17 protein-coding genes are annotated in these 17433 nt (G+C 72.1%); 8 read left to right on the top strand and 9 right to left on the bottom strand.

Annotation, left to right across the window (positions count from 1 at the left end):
• The first annotated feature begins 123 nt into the window (after positions 1-123).
• On the top strand, positions 124-303 hold the full coding sequence (locus F4559_RS08365) for a hypothetical protein (protein WP_184667269.1): 180 nt from the start codon (positions 124-126) through the stop codon (positions 301-303).
• Positions 304-325: 22 nt separating this feature from the next.
• A complete protein-coding gene (locus F4559_RS08360; RefSeq protein WP_312865527.1) occupies positions 326-1087 on the top strand; it encodes an EI24 domain-containing protein in 762 nt (253 codons plus the stop codon).
• On the opposite strand, the gene F4559_RS08355 is transcribed toward F4559_RS08360, so the two are convergent.
• Together F4559_RS08355 and F4559_RS08350 are read right to left on the bottom strand one after the other, a co-directional pair.
• Positions 1080-2852 carry a beta-propeller domain-containing protein gene (locus F4559_RS08355; RefSeq protein WP_184667267.1) on the bottom strand — a complete coding sequence of 591 codons (1773 nt, stop codon included), beginning with the start codon at positions 2850-2852 and terminating at the stop codon, positions 1080-1082. The two genes, F4559_RS08360 and F4559_RS08355, sit on opposite strands and share 8 nt — an antisense overlap.
• 67 nt (positions 2853-2919) lie before the next feature.
• Positions 2920-3753 carry a S1 family peptidase gene (locus F4559_RS08350; protein WP_312865526.1) on the bottom strand — a complete coding sequence of 278 codons (834 nt, stop codon included), beginning with the start codon at positions 3751-3753 and terminating at the stop codon, positions 2920-2922.
• A 138-nt stretch (positions 3754-3891) separates the two neighbouring features.
• Here F4559_RS08350 and F4559_RS08345 point away from each other — a divergent pair, with 138 nt between their 5' ends.
• A complete protein-coding gene (locus F4559_RS08345) occupies positions 3892-4266 on the top strand; it encodes an FKBP-type peptidyl-prolyl cis-trans isomerase (RefSeq protein WP_184667265.1) in 375 nt (124 codons plus the stop codon).
• 130 nt (positions 4267-4396) lie between these two features.
• Complete coding sequence (locus F4559_RS08340; protein ID WP_184667262.1) at positions 4397-5218, top strand: hypothetical protein; 822 nt, start codon at positions 4397-4399, stop codon at positions 5216-5218.
• On the opposite strand, the gene F4559_RS08335 is transcribed toward F4559_RS08340, so the two are convergent.
• A complete protein-coding gene (locus tag F4559_RS08335; protein WP_184667260.1) occupies positions 5202-6335 on the bottom strand; it encodes a glycosyltransferase 87 family protein in 1134 nt (377 codons plus the stop codon). The two genes, F4559_RS08340 and F4559_RS08335, sit on opposite strands and share 17 nt — an antisense overlap.
• Before the next feature lie 184 nt (positions 6336-6519).
• Between F4559_RS08335 and F4559_RS08330 the strand changes: the two genes are divergently transcribed.
• Together F4559_RS08330 and F4559_RS08325 are read left to right on the top strand one after the other, a co-directional pair.
• Entirely contained in the window at positions 6520-7104 is a 585-nt protein-coding gene (locus F4559_RS08330; RefSeq protein ID WP_184667258.1) for a DNA-binding protein, read from the top strand.
• A gap of 3 nt (positions 7105-7107) precedes the next feature.
• Complete coding sequence (locus F4559_RS08325) at positions 7108-7764, top strand: RES family NAD+ phosphorylase (protein WP_184667256.1); 657 nt, start codon at positions 7108-7110, stop codon at positions 7762-7764.
• Positions 7765-7898: 134 nt separating this feature from the next.
• Here F4559_RS08325 and F4559_RS08320 read toward each other — a convergent pair whose 3' ends face one another.
• The 5 genes from F4559_RS08320 to F4559_RS08300 form a co-directional block, all read right to left on the bottom strand.
• Entirely contained in the window at positions 7899-8459 is a 561-nt protein-coding gene (locus F4559_RS08320; protein WP_184667255.1) for a GNAT family N-acetyltransferase, read from the bottom strand.
• Positions 8460-8514: 55 nt separating this feature from the next.
• A complete protein-coding gene (locus F4559_RS08315) occupies positions 8515-9108 on the bottom strand; it encodes a nucleotidyl cyclase domain-containing protein (RefSeq protein WP_184667253.1) in 594 nt (197 codons plus the stop codon).
• 41 nt (positions 9109-9149) lie between these two features.
• Entirely contained in the window at positions 9150-9839 is a 690-nt protein-coding gene (locus F4559_RS08310; RefSeq protein WP_184667251.1) for a Crp/Fnr family transcriptional regulator, read from the bottom strand.
• Between the two features lie 86 nt (positions 9840-9925).
• Positions 9926-11830, bottom strand: coding sequence for a S9 family peptidase (locus tag F4559_RS08305; protein WP_184667249.1), 1905 nt, complete (start codon positions 11828-11830; stop codon positions 9926-9928).
• Positions 11831-11893: 63 nt separating this feature from the next.
• On the bottom strand, positions 11894-12889 hold the full coding sequence (locus F4559_RS08300; RefSeq protein WP_184667246.1) for a TerC family protein: 996 nt from the start codon (positions 12887-12889) through the stop codon (positions 11894-11896).
• A 298-nt stretch (positions 12890-13187) separates the two neighbouring features.
• Here F4559_RS08300 and F4559_RS08295 point away from each other — a divergent pair, with 298 nt between their 5' ends.
• Both F4559_RS08295 and F4559_RS08290 read left to right on the top strand, forming a co-directional pair.
• Positions 13188-16049: an alpha/beta fold hydrolase gene (locus tag F4559_RS08295; protein ID WP_184667244.1), complete on the top strand. Its 2862-nt coding sequence runs from the start codon at positions 13188-13190 to the stop codon at positions 16047-16049.
• A complete protein-coding gene (locus F4559_RS08290) occupies positions 16046-16972 on the top strand; it encodes an ABC transporter permease (protein WP_184667241.1) in 927 nt (308 codons plus the stop codon). The genes F4559_RS08295 and F4559_RS08290 overlap by 4 nt, the downstream gene beginning before the upstream one ends.
• A gap of 37 nt (positions 16973-17009) precedes the next feature.
• Here the strand turns inward: F4559_RS08290 and F4559_RS08285 are convergent, their stop codons facing one another.
• Positions 17010-17354 carry an MmcQ/YjbR family DNA-binding protein gene (locus tag F4559_RS08285; RefSeq protein ID WP_184667238.1) on the bottom strand — a complete coding sequence of 115 codons (345 nt, stop codon included), beginning with the start codon at positions 17352-17354 and terminating at the stop codon, positions 17010-17012.
• Between the last annotated feature and the right edge of the window lie 79 nt (positions 17355-17433).

The raw sequence follows: 17433 nt of genomic DNA, 5'->3' as shown, positions 1-17433 counted from the left end.
CACCACGAGTTGTGCACTCGGGACTGCGAGTCGTGGGCCGTGGAGTCGGCGGATTCGGGTGTGACGGGGCTCATGGGCGGGTATGCGGGAGGAACTTCCCCACCGGTCCCCTCGGAGGTCGTCATGCTCGCCATCGTTGCCGCTGTCCTGTTCGGTCTGGCTCTGCTCCTCGATCTGGCCGGGGCCTCGCTCGGTGTCGTGACCGGGGGTCTGCTGGTGACCGCCGGACTGCTGTGCGTCGCCCTGCACCTGGCCGGTGTCGGTGCGGGTGCTCGGACGCTCTCGTTCCGGCGTCGGCGCTGACGCCGGCGGTTAAGCTCGCGGCGTGATCAGGGTGTTGCGCGACCTCGCGACCGGATTCAAGGTGCTCGGCGAGGGATTCGGGTTGGTGTTCCGGTCGCCGAGGTTGTTGCTGATCGGGGCGATCCCCGCGTTGATCACGACCGTGCTGCTGATCGGCGGACTGGTCGGGCTCGTCGCCGGCATCGACGACATCGCCGCGTGGATCACGCCGTTCGCCGACGACTGGAGCGACGGTGCCCGCACCACGATCCGGGTCGCGGCCGGGGTGTCGGTGCTCGGCGCGTTCGTCGCGATCGGGCTGTTGGCGTTCACGGCCATCACGCTGATCGTCGGCGGCCCGTTCTACGAGCACATCGCCGAGACCGTCGAGGACGAGCACCTCGGCGGTGTGCCCGAGTCCCAGCGCGTGTCGTGGTTGCGCTCGGCCGGTGTCGGGCTGCGCGACGGCCTGCTGCTGATCGGGATCGCGATCCTGTGCGCGATCCCGCTGTTCCTGGCCGGGTTCATCCCGGTCGTCGGGCAGACGGTCGTGCCGGTGCTCGCGGTGTGCGTCAACGCCACGCTGCTGGGCATCGAGGTGACCGGCATCCCGTTCACCCGGCGCGGGCTGCCGCTCAAGGTCCGCCGCCGGGTGTTGCGGCAACGCCGGGCGATCACGCTCGGTTTCGCGATCCCGGTCTACCTGCTGTGCCTGATCCCGTTGGCGGCACTGGTCGTGATGCCCGCCGCGCTCGCGGGCGGCACGGTCCTCGCGCACCGGCTCCTGGCCCGACCCGTCAGCTGAACGGGATCCAGGCGCGTTCGGCGAGTCCGTCGAGCGCGTTCACCCGCACGCCCGCGTGCGACACCGTCCACAGTTCGTCGCCGATCACCATCGACCGCAACGAACCGCCCGGGATCGGGTGCGACACCGTGCCCCGGGCCGTGATCGCCCGGTCGGCCACGTCGAGCACGAGCACGCCCTGGCCGACGGGCACGGCCAGAACCGGTGCCCGATAAAGGAAAGCGTGCGGGTCGAACTCGGCCTCCGAGTGCGTGCCGGGCAGGTGGTAGGCGGCGAGGCGGGTGGGTGCCTCCGGGTCCGTCACGTCGAACAGCGACACCTGCGTGCCCCGCACACGCCCGCGTTCGTCGGCCTCCTGGCCGATCCCGAGCAGCCGCCCGTCGCCCGCCGGGTGCAGGTACGCCGAGTAGCCGGTGATCTTCAACTCCCCGGTGACGCGCGGTTTCGCCGGGTCCGACAGGTCAAGCGTGTACAGCGGATCGGTCTGCCGGAAGGTGACCACGTACCCGACCGGCCCGGCGAACCGGACGCTGTACACCCGTTCGCCGTGCCCGAGTCCGTCGACCGCGCCCACCTTCACGAGCTTGTCGCCCTCCTGCCGGAGCACGGTCACGGTGCTCGACGACCGGGTCCGCGTGGCATCGGGTTCGAGCGTGGTCGCCACGCGCAGCAGTCCGTCGTGTTCGGACAGCGAGTACTGGTTCAGCACCACGCCCGGCACCTCGCCGGACGCCGCGTACACGGGCGGGCCCGGCCGGGACACGTCGAAGCGGTGCACCGCGGTCACGGTGGCCGGCGCGAACCCGGCGCCGCGGGCGTCGGCCACGTAGAGACCCGTACCGGTGCCGTACACGGTGTCGCCGTCGGCCAGGACCGTGACCGCGTCGCCGGTGCCCAGCCCACCCGGGAAGTCGAACGTGAGCACGGTCAGCAGCGAGGTCGCGGACGGCACGTCGGGGTGGCTGATCCGGTCGCACGCGACCAGGGCACCTTCGGAGCGCGCACCGGATTCCGCCAGCCGGTAGCGCGGCAGCCACGCGTCGACGGGCGCGCTCGCCGCGATCTCCTGGTTGCGCCGCAACGATTCCCGGGGTGTCACCGTCCCGTCCGGGTACCCGAAGGGCAGGTTCGGCGCCGAGTGCACGACCACGCGCACGACGTCGCCCACCTGCCGCGCGTCGACGAACCGGGCGTCGACGTCGAGCGTGCCCAGGACCCGCGGCGGACCGGACAGGTCGACCAGCGTCACGGTGGTGGCGTCGACCATGATCCGCCGGTCGACCGGATCGCCGGTCGCGACACCGAACACCAGCGCCCGGTCGCCGTGGAGCAGCACCCCGGTCGCCGGGCCCGGCAGATCCGACAGGCCGGCCACGGTCCCGCTCGCCACGTCCAGCACCCTGAGCCGACCGTCGACCACGCTCACCACGCGCCGGCCGTCGGTCTTCACCAGGTCCGGCTCGTCGGCGGCGGCCTCGTGCCGGTTCGTGGTCGAGTGCTCGGGCGTCCGGGCGGTCGGCGGCGCGGCGTCGCCGACCGTCCGCTCCATCGTGAGGTAGGGACCGCCGAGTCCGTACTCCGTGACGTGCGGCAGGATCGCGCGCCGCAACGCGGTCGCGGCCGTGTCGCACGAGTCGTACGCCACGAGCGCCGGATCGCCGGTGGGCACCACCGGCTCCTCGACCTCGGGCCCGGACGGCACGGCCGACGCCGCGCACACCCCCGCCACCACCACCGCGCCGCACACCCGACCCCATCGCTTCACGTCCCCTGGACGGGACGACGGGGTGAAAACGTTGCGCGGCGGCCGGATCGCGCCGCCGCGCCCGTCGTCACGACGCGAGCTGCTGCCGGATCTCGGTCTCGTAGGACGACACCCGCGCGTACACGCCGGGGTAGCGGGCCGACGCGCAGCCCTCGCCGAACGACGTCACGCCGATCAGCTTGCCGCCCGCGACCAGCGGACCGCCCGAGTCGCCCTGGCAGGTGTCGACGCCGCCCTGCGGCAGGCCCGCGCACACCATGTGCTGGGGCTTGTACTGGCTGCCGTAACCCGCCGAGCAGGTCTGGTCGCCGGTCACCGGCACGCTCGCGCGCAGCAGGTAGCGCGACGGCTGACCACCGGCCCGTGTCGTGCCCCAGCCCAGGATGGTGGTCGACGTGCCCGCGGTGTACAGGTTCGCGTCGGCGGCCGTGGCCACCGGCAGCGTGGCCTGGGTGAGGTTCCGGTCCAGCGTGAGCACGGAGACGTCGTACCCGCGCGTCACCGAGCTGAAGCTCGGGTGGATCCAGATCCTGGTCACGCGGGCGGCGGTGCCCGCCGAGGAGTTCTTGTCGTCACGGCCCGCGACCACGAGCACGGACGAGGCGACGTCGTCCTCGGTGCAGTGCGCGGCGGTCAGGACCTTGTTGGGTGCGACCAAGGTGCCGCCGCAGTACTGATAGCCGCTGGTCGTGGCCAGGTACACCACCCACGGGTACTGGGCGGTGCTCGCCCGCGTGCCGCCGACGATCGTCGCGCCGGGGTCGGCCGCCGCCGCGCTCACGCCCGCGACCGGCAACAGGACCGCCGCCACCACGAGCCCGAGCCACGACCGCAGGCGGCGCAGGGTTTCCGCCATGATCATCCCCTCCTCGGTGTTCTTGCGGGTGGACGTGGTGTCCACGCCGGATTTCGTGCACACAGCGCAACAGAACGACGACGCAGCGCACAAGATCCGGCAGTCGTGGGCCGATCGGCCGTCCGTCGGACGGCGTGGTTGACTCGACCGGTACCGCAATCCGAATCCCGAGGAGTTCCACCCATGGCCCTCAGCAAGCCCGAGGTCGCGCCGCACGACGGGCCCGTGCCCGCCGACCTCGTGATCGAGGACATCACCGTCGGCGACGGCGCCGAGGCGGTCGCCGGGCGTCCGGTGAGCGTGCACTACGTGGGCGTCGGCTTCGAGACCGGCGAGGAGTTCGACTCGTCCTGGAGCCGCAACCAGGCGTTCCAGTTCCCGCTGGGCGGCGGCCGGGTCATCGCCGGCTGGGACCGCGGCGTGCAGGGCATGAAGGTCGGCGGCCGGCGCAAGCTGGTCATCCCGCCGCACCTGGCCTACGGCGACCGCGGCGCGGGCGGCGTGATCAAGCCCGGCGCCACCCTGATCTTCGTGGTGGACCTGGTCGAGGTCCACTGACCGACGACCGACACGGCCCCGGTGTCCACTGTGGACACCGGGGCCGTGTGGCGTACCGGCTCCGGTGTCCGGTCCGCCCCGTTAAGATCGGCGCACCGTCCTTGGGGGGAGTCGAAGGGATGTCCGACGCATGAGCCGGCCAGACGCACCGCCGAACGAGCAGGACCAGGAGCAGCTCGTCCGACGGCTGGGCCGGGCCATGCTCCCCGCCCTGCCCCCGGACTGGCGGCGGGTCCGCGCCGAGTACCGCGCGGCCGGCCGGCACATCGAGGTCGACCTGGCGTTCGCCGGTCCCGACGGGCAGTGGCGGCCGATCCGCCCGCCGATGGACGTCGTGCGGCTGTTCGGCGAACTGCGCGTCGTGATGCACACGCCCGACCGGGGCACGTGGCTCAGCGCGGTCTACGAGATCGAGGCACCGAGCGCGTTCGCGGTCGACTTCAACGCCGAGGACGAGCCGCGCTGGCGCAACGCTCCCCCGGTGATCGGCTTCCAGGACGAGCTGCGCACGTTCCCGCGTGCCGACGACCGCATCCCCGACTGGCTGCGCGAGCGCCTGGGCCTGCCGCCGCTGCGGGCGGTCGAACTGCGGATGGCGAACGTCTACGACGGACGCGACGGCGAGGGCCGTCCGGTGGTGAACCGGACCGTGCTCGACCCGGAGGTGCTGGAACCGCTGCTGGTCTACCTGGAGTCCGCGCCGGTGGTGGTGGTCGCGGACGAGGCGCCGGGCGTCGACGAGTTCGTGCCCGACGAGCGGGACGTGCCGCCGACGTTCCAGACCGACGGCACCTGGGTCTGGGCCGGCGCCGTGCCGCACTACCTGCGCAAGTACGGCCTGCCGCCGGACCCGGAGCTGGTCGGGCACGTGGTGGCACTGGGCTTCGACCTGTCCGATGTGGACGAACGGACGCTGCGCCACGCGGCCGAGTGGGTCAGGCGCGGCGCCTGACCAGCGGCACCAGGGCGACGACGCCGGCGAGCACGTAGGCGTTGCCGACCACGTGCTGCCACCACGACCAGTGCAGTTCCACGTCGCCCTCGCGCGGCAGGAACCAGTGCGGCCCGAGCAGGAACAGCACGGCGACGGCGACGGCCCACTTCCAGGACCGGTGCACGAGGTACACCAGGGCGGGCACGACCCACACCCAGTGGTGCGACCACGACACCGGTGACACCAGCAGGCCGCCGATCGCCACGGCCAGCAGGCCGGCGACCCGGTCGTCCCCACTGCGCCGGACCGCGAGCACGACGAGTGCCAGCACCGCCAAGCAGAGCACGCCCCACGTGGCCGTCTCGGCGAAGCCGGTGAGGCCCAGCCGGTGCACGAAACCGCGCAGCGACTGGTTGCCCGCATACGCCAGGCCGCCGACGCGGCCGGGGTCGAGCAGGGCGTCGAACCAGTAGTCGCGGGTGTCGGTGGGCGCGACCGCGTAGCCCAGCAGGCCGCACGCGACGAACGTGACGACGGCCGTGACGGCGGGCTTGACCTGCTTGCGCGCCAGGAAGAACAGCACGAACACGGCGGGCGTCAGCTTGATCGCGGCGGCGACGCCGATGAGCAGGCCGCGTGGCCACTTCGTGGTCGGCAGCAGGCAGTCCAGCGCGACCAGGCCGAGCAGCAGCAGGTTGATCTGGCCGAAGTCGAGCGTCTGGCGGACCGGTTCGAGCACCAGCGAACCCGCGGTCACGGCGAGACCGACGAACACCGCGCGGGCCGTGCGGCCGTACAGGTGGCGCGCGGTCGCCAGGGACACGGCCGTGAGCAGTGCGAGCCCGAGCGCGGTCCACAGGAACACGGCGACCGGCCACGCGGCCAGGGCGAGCAGGCTGAACAGCGCGGCGGCGATCGGCGGGTAGGTGAACGGGAGCGCGGGGCCGTCCAGCGGCTTGGGGAAGCCCTCGGCGTAGAGCCGCACGCCCTCCAGCCAGGCCCGCCCGCCGACGCGGTAGACCCGCAGGTCGATCAGCCCGTCGCCGGCCCGGACCAGGACCACGACCAGCGCCGCGATCATCACCGCGGCCCACAGGCCCATGACCCGCCTGTCCGCGCGAACCGGTGTCGACACGTGAATTCCACCCCCGCAGTGCTCCGGCCGGCCATGGTAGCGAGCGCCGCCATGAGAGCCGGATCACCATGCCCGACCGCCGGATGTCTACGCAGAGTGGCGAGTTGTGCACGCAAAGTCCGAGCCCTGCGACATTCGAGCGATACTCGCGCACAGAAGCGCACGTGCGGGATACCCTGTGCGCATGAGTCCCGCTCTGGAGTCCGTGCTGGCGAAGGCCGGCCTACAGGTCACCCCCGACGAGTTCCTCGACCTCGTCGCGGACGCCGCCCGGCGACTCGCGCCGCCCCACCCCGAACCGGCCGGCTACTTCACCCCCGACCAGCGGGCCGCGCTGACCGACGTCGGCCTCGACCTGAGCCCCGTCACCGGACGCGACGACCGGTCGCGCGCCCGTACCGTCGTGGCGCACGCCGTGCTGCGCGATTCGGCGCTGTCGGTCGCCGAGGCGGCCCGCACGCTCGGCGTCGACACCAGCCGCGTGCGGCACCGACTCGGCGTCGGCCGCCTGGTCGGCTGGAAGGACCGGGGTTCGTGGCGACTGCCCGCGTGGCAGTTCGCGGGCGCGGGCGTGCTGCCGGGCCTGGAGGTCGTGCTCGCGGCCGTGCCCGCCGACCAACCCGCGCTCGTCGTCGCCGGGTTCATGACCACGCCGCAGGAGGACCTGCCGGTGGACGGGGTGCCCGCCGCGCCCCGGGACTGGCTGCTGGCGGGCGGCGAGGCGGCACGGGTGGCCGCACTGGTCGCCGGACTGGGAACCCCGGCCTGACACGTGTCCCGACTCCCCCTGCCGCCGGCCCCGGCCGTGCTCCAGGCTTCGCTGCGCCGCACCGAGGACGTCGTCGCGGTGCACCGCGCCACCCGGATGGTCCGCATCTTCACGGCCAAGGGCCTGCACCCGCAGCGCTGGAACAGCTTCCGCTACACCGGCCCACTGCCGCACGCCCGCTTCGACACCCAGATCGGCGCACCGGACGGCTCGTTCGTCCACGCGCCGGACCAGGGTGTGCTGTACTTCGGTCTCACCGTGAGAACGTCGGTGGCCGAGGTCTTCCAGGCCACGTCGGTGGTGGACCGCCGCACCCGCAGCCCGTTCATGGTGATCCTGAGACCACGCAGGACCCTGCGCCTACTCGACCTGACCGGCCTCTGGCCGACCCGCGTCGGGGCGTCCCAGGAGATCTCTTCGGGCCCCAAACACCTGACCCAGGCCTGGGCCCGCGCGATCCGCGCGGCATATCCCGAGTTGGACGGCCTGTGGTACCGCTCGTCGATGGACTCCGGCGACCCCGCGATCTGCCTGTGGGACCCACCCGGCGGCACCGGCCTGCCCGCCGCACCCGACGTCCTGCTCCCGTTGGAACACCCGGGTCTGGACCTGCCACTGGCCCGAGTCTGCGAGGACCTGAACTACACCCTCCTGGGCTGATCCGACACATCACCGGACAGCACTACGAACTCAGGATGCCCGAACGCACGACTCGCGGTGTCCGAGTGCACAACTCGCGGTGTCCGAACGCATAACTCGCGCGTTCGGGAACGCAAAGCCACGGGCAGAAGCCCCTACACCGAACTGGACTGGGCCCGCCGCCGAGGCACCGGCAAGAACCGCCCGTACCGCACCTCAGGCAGATGAGACCCGGCCAACTCGTACCGATGCACCAACCCGTCGTGCCGCCACCCATGCTCCTCGTAAAAGGCCCGACTACGCGCGTTGTCCTGGAAAACCCACAGCACCGCGTACCGGAACCCCTGATCCACCAGGTGCTTCACCCCGGCCTCGTGCACCACGTGCCCCGCACCCGTCCCATGCACCCGGGGATCGGCATAGATCGCCACCAGCTCACCGGTGTGCAGATCGGGATGGGCGTCGTCGCCCTCGCGCACCGCGTCCACCGCGCAGTACGCCCCGATCGTCCCGTCCTCGTCCACCGCGACGAACACCCGACTCGGTTCCGGCAACCGCAGTACCCGGGTCAACGCCGGCAGTCGGCTCTCCGGCAGCATCCGGTCGAGCACCGGGTCGTCCACGATGCCCCGGTAGGAGTGCTGCCAGGCGTCGACGTTGATCCTGGCGATCTCCGGGGCGTCGTCGGGCCTGCCGACGCGCACGGTCCATCGCATGGTCGAAGGGTGCCCCACCCGCGCTCGCTCCCGCTACCGGTTCCGTGAATGCCGTTCAGGACTTGACCGGCGACCGGGCGGCCCCCGCGCACAGATATCCCGCGTAGGACCGGCCCTTGGTCGAGAACCTGGTGGCCCGGAACCGCCCCGGGTCCAGGTCGTGGAACCGGGTCCGCACCACGTCGTCGTAGAGCTGCCGGGAGATCACGAGCACCAGGTCGTCGCCGCACTCGGCCAACGTCCGCCGCACCACCTGCGCGTCGAGCAGCCGCGACGTCACGATCGGCGCGTCGCCCACCACCCCGAACCGCCCCGGGATCAGCGGTCCGCAGTGCATCGCCACGCGCATCCGCAACGGCGTGCCCGCCGTGCGCAGTCCGGCGAGCGCGGACGCGAGGCAGTCCGTGAACGCGCCCACGACCCACGCGGTGTCCACGTCGGCGGGCAGCACGGCCAACTCGCCGTCGCCACGCGGCTGCCGGTACCACCCCGACCGGTCGAGCCCGCAGTCGGCGGCGGCCACGTCGAGCACCTCGCCCAGCCTGGACTGGACTCGGGACTGCTCCAGGGCGTCGAGGCGGCTGTAGCCCTCCACGTCGACCGCGACGAGGAGGCGGTAGACAAGTCCGTCGAACAGTTGCGGCGTCACGGGTCCAGCATCCGCCGCACCACCGGGGGGAAGTAGCGGATTCACCGGGTTTCCCACGAACCTTCCGCGATCCGGCCCAACGCCCGTGCGTCCACGATCGTCTGGGTCCGATACCCCATCCGCACGACTCCGCGATCACGCAACGCACGCAGTTCCTTGCGTGCCGTGTCCTCTTCCACACCGATCAACGCGCCGACCTCCTTCTGGGTCAGGCCGAGGTCGATCATCACGCCCTGCGGCACGGTCCGCCCGTACCCCTCGGCCAGCTCGGACAGCACTCGGGCCAATCGGACCTGCGCGGTGAAACAGCTGAAGTCCACGCGCCGCTTGTCCGCCCACATCAGGGTGCGCATGATCATCCGGTCCAGGGCGAGGTGCGCGCCCGGCGAGTCGGCCAGGTAGCGCCGGAAGTCGGCCGCGGTGACGATCCGCACGCGCGACTCGGCGCACGCGGTCACGGTCGCCGACCGGGGATCCCCGCTCAGCGCGGCCATCTCGCCGACCAGGTCGCCGCCGATCTTGATGTTGAGCAGCGCGAACCGGCCGTTGTCCAGCGTCCGGGTCACCTTCACGATCGCGCGCAGCAACAGGACCACGTGGTCGGTGCGCTCGCCCTCGCGCAGCATGACGTCGCCCTGCCGGTATGCCTTCTCCACGCCCAACGCGAGCAGCGCCGAACGGTCGTCGGGCGTCAGCCCTTCGACGAAGGTCCCCGGTGTCTTCGGCTCCATCACGACCTCCTCCGCGCGCTGCGCGCCAGTCTGCCGCGTCGCGTGGTGGCCGGGAGGCACAACGGGGCTTTCACCCCGGTTTGGAATCAGTCGAGGTGGCGGCCCCACCACGAGAGCACGTGGGCGAACCGCTGCGCGCGGTGGCGCGGTTTGCCCGACCGGGTCAGCTCGTGGCCCTCGCCGGGGAACAGCAGCAGCTCGGCCTCGACCCCGTTGCGCCGCAACGCCACGAACATGCGCTGCGCCTGCTCCAGCGGGCACCGCCAGTCGTGCTCGGAGTGCGCGACCATGAACGGGATCGAGATCTTCTCCGCGTAGGTCAACGGGCTCATCGCGCGCTGCGTCTCCAGGTTCGGCCCGCAGTAGGCGTCCGCGAAGTACCAGCCGATGTCCGACGAGCCGCCGAACGAGTCCCACGCGTTGACCGCGCGTTCGCTCCACGCCGCCCGGAACCGCTCGCCGTGGTGCGCGGCCAGCCACGAGGTCATGAACCCGCCGTAGGACCCGCCCATCACGCCGACCCGGTCCGCGTCGAGGTCGTCGCGTTCCAGCGCCACGTCGAGCACGGACAGCACGTCGTCGACGTCGACCGTGCCGAACCGGCCGATCACCGCCCGGCCGTGCTCCTGCCCGTAGCCCGCCGACCCGCGCGGGTTGGGCAGCACGACCGCGTACCCCGCGCCCGCGTAGACCTGGGCCTCGTCCCAGAAACCCCAGCCGTGGAACATGAACGGCCCGCCGTGCACGGCCAGCACGACCGGGTGCGGCCCCTCGCCGTCGGGCAGCACGAGCCACCCGTGCACCGGGTAGCCGTCGGACGCCGACCCGGACAGCTCGACGACCTCGTGCGCCTTCACCGCGCCGCCGAGGGCGGTCAGCGGCCCGGTACCGAGGCGCACCACCTCGCCGGTGTTGTCCGGCGTGCTCACCACGGCCACGACCAGGTCGCCGTCGGCGGCGAACGACTTCACGTGCGCCCGGTCGCCGGCGAGCAGTTCGAGGTGGTCGAGCGGGCAGCCGACGCCGTCGAGCGGCACGCGCCGCAACTGCACGGCGCCCCGGTCGCGCACGGCCACGAGCACGCCGTCGTCGGTGACCACGGGCGGGCCGGAGAGCTTCTCGCAGTCGACGGTCTCGGTGTCGGTGATCCGCACCGCGCCGCCCGCGCGGGTCCACCGCCACAGGCCGAGGTTGCGGGCGATGCCGGTGCCGCCGTGCGCCTCGATGCCGTAGAACAGCACGCCGCCGTCGGGCAGGCCGACGGGGAACGCGGCGTCGCCCTGGGTGCGGACCAGGAGTTCGGCCTCGCCGCCGGCCGCGGGGACGGAGTAGACGTCGGACTCCAGCGTCTCCTCGACGCCGAGGTCGCGGTCGGCGACGAACAGCAGTCGCGTGCCGTCGGCCGACCACGCCGGGTCGGCGACGTCGACCGTGCCGTCGGTCAACTCGACCGGCCGGGCGTCGGGGTCGAGCGCGTCGACGGTGAACAGGCGCGCCGGCCGGTCGCCGGTGAAGCCGATGTCGTCGAACCGGTAGTCGAGCCGGGTGATGTGCCGGGGCGCCTCGGCGTCGGGGGTCGGTGTCACGCCGTCGAGTTCCGAGCCGTAACGGCCGGGTTCGGGGACGCGCGCGACGAACGCCAGCGTGCGCGAGTCCGGCGACCACACCGGCACGCCCGCGCCCAGGACCAGGTCCGTGAGCCGCCGGGCGTCGCCGCCGGCCGCGGGCATCACGTACAGCTGCGGCGCCTTCCCCTCCCCCGGCACCCGGAGGAACGCGACCCGGCCGCCGTCCGGCGAGAGCCGGGGAGCCAGGTCGCGTTCGCCCCACGTGTAGCGGTGCGCGCCCGAACCGTCGAGCGCGACGCGGTGCAGCGCGCCGCGGTAGGCGTTCGCGCCGACGTCCGGTGTCGAGACGTCGACCAGGACGAGGTCGCCTCGCACCGAGACGGAGCCGGGAAGGGTCAGCGACGGAAGGTCATCGGGGCGCACGTCCAGGGACGTTACCCCGACTTGTTCTTAGCAAGGCTTACGAGATTTTGACGCTCACAGAAATCACGCGCCGACCTGCTTCACGGCCTCCGGATCGCGCTTCACCTTGATGAGCGAGGCGATCGTGGTAATGGCGAGTACACCCACGATCACGGAAAGCGACAGGCCGATCCCGATGACCGGGACGTCGAGCGGCTGCCCGTCGTTCAGGAACGGCAGCGAGTTCGTGTGCAGCGCTTCCAGGATCAGCTTCACGCCGATGAAACCGAGGATCACCGACAGGCCGATGGACAGGTAGACCAGCTTGCTGAGCAGGCCGCCGAGCAGGAAGTACAACTGGCGCAGACCCATGAGCGCGAACGCGTTGGCGGTGAAGACCAGGAAAGGTTCCTTGGTCAGACCGAAGATCGCCGGGATCGAGTCGAGCGCGAACAGCAGGTCGGTCGTACCGATCGCGACCATCACGATGAACATCGGCGTCACGTACCGGCGACCGTCGATCTTCAGGAACGACTTCGCCCCGTGGTAGGCGTCGGTCACCGGGAAGACCTTGCGGACCACGCGCAGCGCCGCGTTCTCCTTGAACTCCTCGGACTCGTCGTCGTGGTCGGTGCGCACGAGCTTGTAGCCGGTGTAGATGAGGAACGCGCCGAAGATGTAGAACACCCACGAGAACTGCGCGATCATGGTCGCGCCGAGCGCGATGAACACGCCGCGCATCACCAACGCCATCAGGATGCCGATCAACAGCACCTTGTGCTGGTGGATCGCGGGCACCTTGAACGTCGTCATGATGATCAAGAAGATGAACAGGTTGTCGACGCTGAGCGAGTACTCGGTGATGTACCCGGCGAAGAACTCGCCCGCGGGCGTACCGCCGGCGAAGTACCAGATGCCCAGACCGAACGCCACGGCGACGGCCACGTAGAAGGTCACCCAGCGGCCGGCTTCCCCGATCGTGACCTCATGCGGTTTCCGGTCGACGATCACGAGGTCGACCGCGAGCAACACCAGCAAACCGACGATCGTCGCGATCCACAACCACGCGGGAACAGCCATTGAGCAACCCTCCGGTTCTTGGCACACGCGCATGCCAATGACCGGAGGTCTCCTCCACCCGTCCGATGATCGGACCTGGCCGACGGAACCGGGAACCCGCCGTTGGGTTCCGTGCTGACGGCACCGCCGCTTAGGGAGTACTCCCCTCCATGTACGGCTACCAGTCTCGGGTATGAGCCCGCCTCCGCGCCACCCGAGGGTGACCGGACCCACCCGAGACCGGTACGTGAGCTGAGGCACGGATGTCCGATTCTCAGCAAAACCGGCCCGGTGGCGGTCGCCACTCTAAGGTCATGAGGTGGCCCTCTCCTCCCGCCTCCGCGGCAGGTGGTCGCTCCCCGCGCTCGTCCTCGTGGTCGCCCTGGTGGGCGCCGTCGTGGTCTGGACGCGCCAGGGCGACGACCCCGTCCCGGTGAGCACCCGCGACGCGGTGATCGACGTCCCGGAGAGTCCGGACAGCGACCGGACCATCGGCATCGACACCACCCTGTACCTGCCGACGCGCACCCCCGCGCCCGCCGTGCTGCTGGCACACGGGTTCGGCGGCGGCAAGGCGAGCGTGACCACCCAGGCGACCGAGCTCGCCCGCGCCGGCTTCGTCGTCCTGACCTGGTCCGCGCGCGGTTTCGGCCGCAGCGCCGGGCAGATCGAGCTGAACTCGCTCGACCACGAGGTCCAGGACGCGCGGAAGCTGCTGGACTGGCTGGCCACCCGCGAGGAGGTCCGCACCGACGGCCCCGGCGACCCGAAGGTGGGCGTGACCGGCGGGTCCTACGGCGGCGCCCTGGCGCTGTCGCTCGCGGGCGTGGACAAGCGGGTCGACACGATCGCGCCGGTGATCACGTTCAACGACCTGACCCAGGCCCTGCTGCCCAACGCGGCGAGCACCACGGACGTCGACACCACGACCCCGGCACCCGGCGCGTTCGCCGACGACGGCGTGTTCAAGCGCTCGTGGGCGGGCATCTTCTTCGCGGCCGGGCTCACCGGCGGCGACCTGGCCAGTCCCGGTCAGGAGGCGGCCGAACCCGGTCGGGACGACGACGGGCAGCAGGCCGCCGAGGTCCCGCAGACCGGGACGGGCACCGAGCGCCCGACGACGCCGCGGACGCCGACGAACGGGTCGTGCGGCCGGTTCGCACCGACCGTGTGCGCCGCGTACACCGAGGTCGCGACCACGGGCAAGGCCGGTCGCACGACCCTCGACGTGCTGCGCCGCGCGTCGCCCGCGACCGTCGCCGGGTCGATCACCGCGCCGACGCTGCTGGTGCAGGGCGAGCAGGACACGCTGTTCGGGCTCGACCAGGCCGACGCCAACGCCCGGCAGATCTCCGCGAACGGCACCAAGGTCAAGACGATCTGGTACTCCGGCGGCCACGACGGCGGCTCGCCCGGACCCGAACTGCGCGCCCGGATCGCCGACTGGCTGGCCTACCACCTGGACGGCCGGGGCACCGACCCCGGCACCGGGTTCGAGTACACGGTCGTCGGCGCGTTCCGCAGCAGCGGCGCCCAGTCCCTGCGCACGGTCGTCGCCGGCGACTACCCCGGGCTCCAAGGACGGCCGGGCACCGGGCGGCGGGCCGTGGCGCTCGACGGCGACGAGCAGGTGGTCGTGAACCCGGCGGGCGGCAACCCGGCGGCCGTGAGCGGCCTGCCCGGCCTGGGCTCGGTGGTCTCGCGGTCGAGCGCGCTGTCGTCCCGGCTGTCGCTGGACGTGCCCGGCCAGGCGGCCACGTTCACCTCCGCCGAGGTGGCGTCGCAGATCCTGGTGACCGGCGCGGCGACCGTGCGATTGCGGGTGTCGGCGGTGACCGGGCCGCAGGGCAGCGCGGCCACCGGCCCGGCCGAGGCCGTGCTGTTCGCCAAGCTCTACGACACCGACGGCGAGCAGTCCCGCACGCTGCCCGGCTCGGCCGTGGCGCCGATCCGGGTACGCGGTCTCCCGGCCGACGGCTCGCCGGTCGAGGTGACCGTGACGTTGCCCGGCATCGTGCGCCCGGTCGAGGGCGGCCACCGCTTCCAACTGGTCGTCTCGACCACCGACCAGGCGTACGCCAACGCCGTCGAGCCCGCCGCGTACCGGATCTCGTTGGCCGCGCCGGACCTCTCGGTGCCCGTGGTGCCCGGCGTGAACGCCACCAGCGAGGTGCCCGCGACCGCCCTGTGGGGCATCGCGGTCGTGCTGCTGGCCTGCCTGGCGGCGGCCGTGATCGCCTGGTTCCGCCGCCGGCTGACCGCCGACCTCGACCCGGAACTGGCACGCGTCCCGCTCGTCATCGAAGGTCTGACCAAGTCCTACCCCGGCGGCCTGCGGGCCGTGAACGACCTGTCGTTCAGGGTCGAGCACGGCCAGGTCCTGGGTCTGCTCGGCCCCAACGGCGCGGGCAAGACCACGACGTTGCGCATGCTCATGGGCCTGATCCAGCCGACCGACGGCACGATCCGCGTCTTCGGCCACCGGGTGCGCCCCGGGGCGCCGGTGCTGTCGCGCATCGGGTCGTTCGTCGAGGGTTCGGGCTTCCTGCCGCACCTGTCGGGCGCGGCGAACCTGCGCCTGTACTGGGCCGCGACCGGTCGTCCGGCGGAACAGGCCCACGTCGCGGAGGCGTTGGAGATCGCGGGCCTGGGCGACGCGATCGACCGGCGCGTCCGCACGTACAGCCAGGGCATGCGGCAGCGGCTCGCGATCGCCCAGGCCATGCTCGGCCTGCCGGACCTGCTGGTGCTCGACGAACCCGCCAACGGGCTCGACCCGCCCCAGATCCACCAGATGCGCGAGGTGCTGCGGCGCTACGCGGCGGCCGGGCGCACGGTCCTGGTCTCCTCCCACCTGCTGGCCGAGGTGGAGCAGACGTGCAGCCACGTGGTCGTGATGCACAAGGGCGCCCTGGTCGCGGCCGGGCCGGTCGAGGAGGTCGCGACGGGCGGCGGCGAGGCGACGTTCCGCGTCGACCGGCCCGCCGAGGCGGCGACCGTGCTCGGCGACCTGGACGGCGTGCACAACGTGCACGTGGACGGCGACCAGGTGCACGCGAGCCTCAACGGCACGCCGCGGGCCGAGGCGTTGAAGGCACTGGTGGCAGCGGGCGTCGAGGTGGACCAGGCCGGTCCGCGCCGACGGCTCGAAGACGCGTTCCTGGAGTTGGTGGGCGAATGAGCACGAACGGGGTGCACACCGATCCGCACGCGGTGGCCGACCTCGCGGAGGCCGCCGAGCACGAGCACGGCGCCGTGGCACCCGACGGGTCGATCGTCGGCTACAAGGCGGGGCGGACGCTGCCGTTGCGCGTGGAGCTGGCCCGCCAGCTCCGCCGCCGGCGGACCCAGCTCCTGCTGGGGTTCCTGGTGCTGCTGCCGGTGATCCTGGTGGTGGCGTTCGAACTGGGCGAGTCGTCGCCCAACCGGCGGGCGGGCGGTTTCGTCGACCTGGCCACGGCCGGTGGCGTCAACTTCGTGGTGCTGACCCTGTTCGTCAGCGCGGGGTTCCTGCTGCCGATGATCGTCGCGCTGTTCTTCGGGGACACGATCGCCAGCGAGGCGTCGTGGTCGAGCCTGAAGTACCTGCTCGCCGCGCCGGTGCCGCGACACCGGCTGCTGCGGCAGAAGGCGCTGGCGTCCGGCCTGCTGTCCCTGCTGGCGCTGGTGCTGCTGCCGACGGTCGCGTTGGCCGTGGGCGTGGTCTGGTACGGCGCCGGCGAGGTGGTGTCGCCGACCGGCGAGGCCGCGCCGTTCGGCCAGGGCGTGGCGGGCGTGGCCCTGTCGGTGGTCTACATCGCGATCCAGCTGTTCTGGGTGGCGGGGCTGGCGCTGTTCCTGAGCGTGTCGACCGACGCGCCGCTGGGCGCGGTCGGCGGCGCGGTGCTGGCGGCGATCCTGTCGCAGATCCTCGACCAGATCACCGCGTTGGAGGACCTGCGGAACTACCTGCCCACGCACTACTCGTTGGCCTGGGCCGACCTGCTGTCGACCGACATCGACTGGTCCCAGCCGGCGAAGGGCGTCTTCTCGTCCTTGGCCTACGGCGCGTTCTTCACGCTGCTGGCCGCGCGCGGGTTCGCCCGCAAGGACATCACGAGCTGACCGGTCCGGGGTCGGCCGCACGGCCGACCCCGGACCCTCAGGGCCGTTTGGACTTCGGCAGTTTCGCCACCACGGAGTCGTAGGACAGGTCGAGCAGCTCCAGCACCTCGTCCTCGGGTACGCCCTTGTCCAGGTCGATCCGGTTCCACCCGTAGCGCCCGATGTAGGCGCTGACCGTGATCGCGTCCGGGAACCGCTCCCGCCACGGCGAGGCGGCCTCGGCGTCGACCCCGCACTTCACCCCGACGGTGGCGGCCTCCAGCGCGATGAACGCGAACGCCTTGCCACCCACCTTCACGACCAGTTCCGACTCACCCCAGGGGTAGGTCTCCTCGGCGCCCGGCTTGCCCAGACAGTGACCGATCACTTCGTCGAGCCGCACGCGCCCGTTCCCCGTTCTCCACGCGAACCCGCCTCCGGGCCCGCCCCACACCGACCGTCCAGACCACCGACGACCCGGC

Source organism: Saccharothrix violaceirubra (assembly GCF_014203755.1).
Lineage (GTDB): Bacteria > Actinomycetota > Actinomycetes > Mycobacteriales > Pseudonocardiaceae > Actinosynnema > Actinosynnema violaceirubrum.
Note: the sequence above shows the minus strand (reverse complement) of the source record. Positions and strands in the feature narration are given on the sequence as shown.

Bases quoted from the DNA above. Each gene is read 5' to 3' on its own strand.
- F4559_RS08365 (WP_184667269.1), top strand. From the start codon at position 124: ATGCTCGCCATCGTTGCCGCTGTCCTGTTCGGTCTGGCTCTGCTCCTC.
- F4559_RS08345 (WP_184667265.1), top strand. From the start codon at position 3,892: ATGGCCCTCAGCAAGCCCGAGGTCGCGCCGCACGACGGGCCCGTGCCC.
- F4559_RS08340 (WP_184667262.1), top strand. From the start codon at position 4,397: ATGAGCCGGCCAGACGCACCGCCGAACGAGCAGGACCAGGAGCAGCTC.
- F4559_RS08330 (WP_184667258.1), top strand. From the start codon at position 6,520: ATGAGTCCCGCTCTGGAGTCCGTGCTGGCGAAGGCCGGCCTACAGGTC.
- F4559_RS08320 (WP_184667255.1), bottom strand. From the start codon at position 8,459: ATGCGATGGACCGTGCGCGTCGGCAGGCCCGACGACGCCCCGGAGATC.
- F4559_RS08310 (WP_184667251.1), bottom strand. From the start codon at position 9,839: ATGGAGCCGAAGACACCGGGGACCTTCGTCGAAGGGCTGACGCCCGAC.
- F4559_RS08300 (WP_184667246.1), bottom strand. From the start codon at position 12,889: ATGGCTGTTCCCGCGTGGTTGTGGATCGCGACGATCGTCGGTTTGCTG.
- F4559_RS08290 (WP_184667241.1), top strand. From the start codon at position 16,046: ATGAGCACGAACGGGGTGCACACCGATCCGCACGCGGTGGCCGACCTC.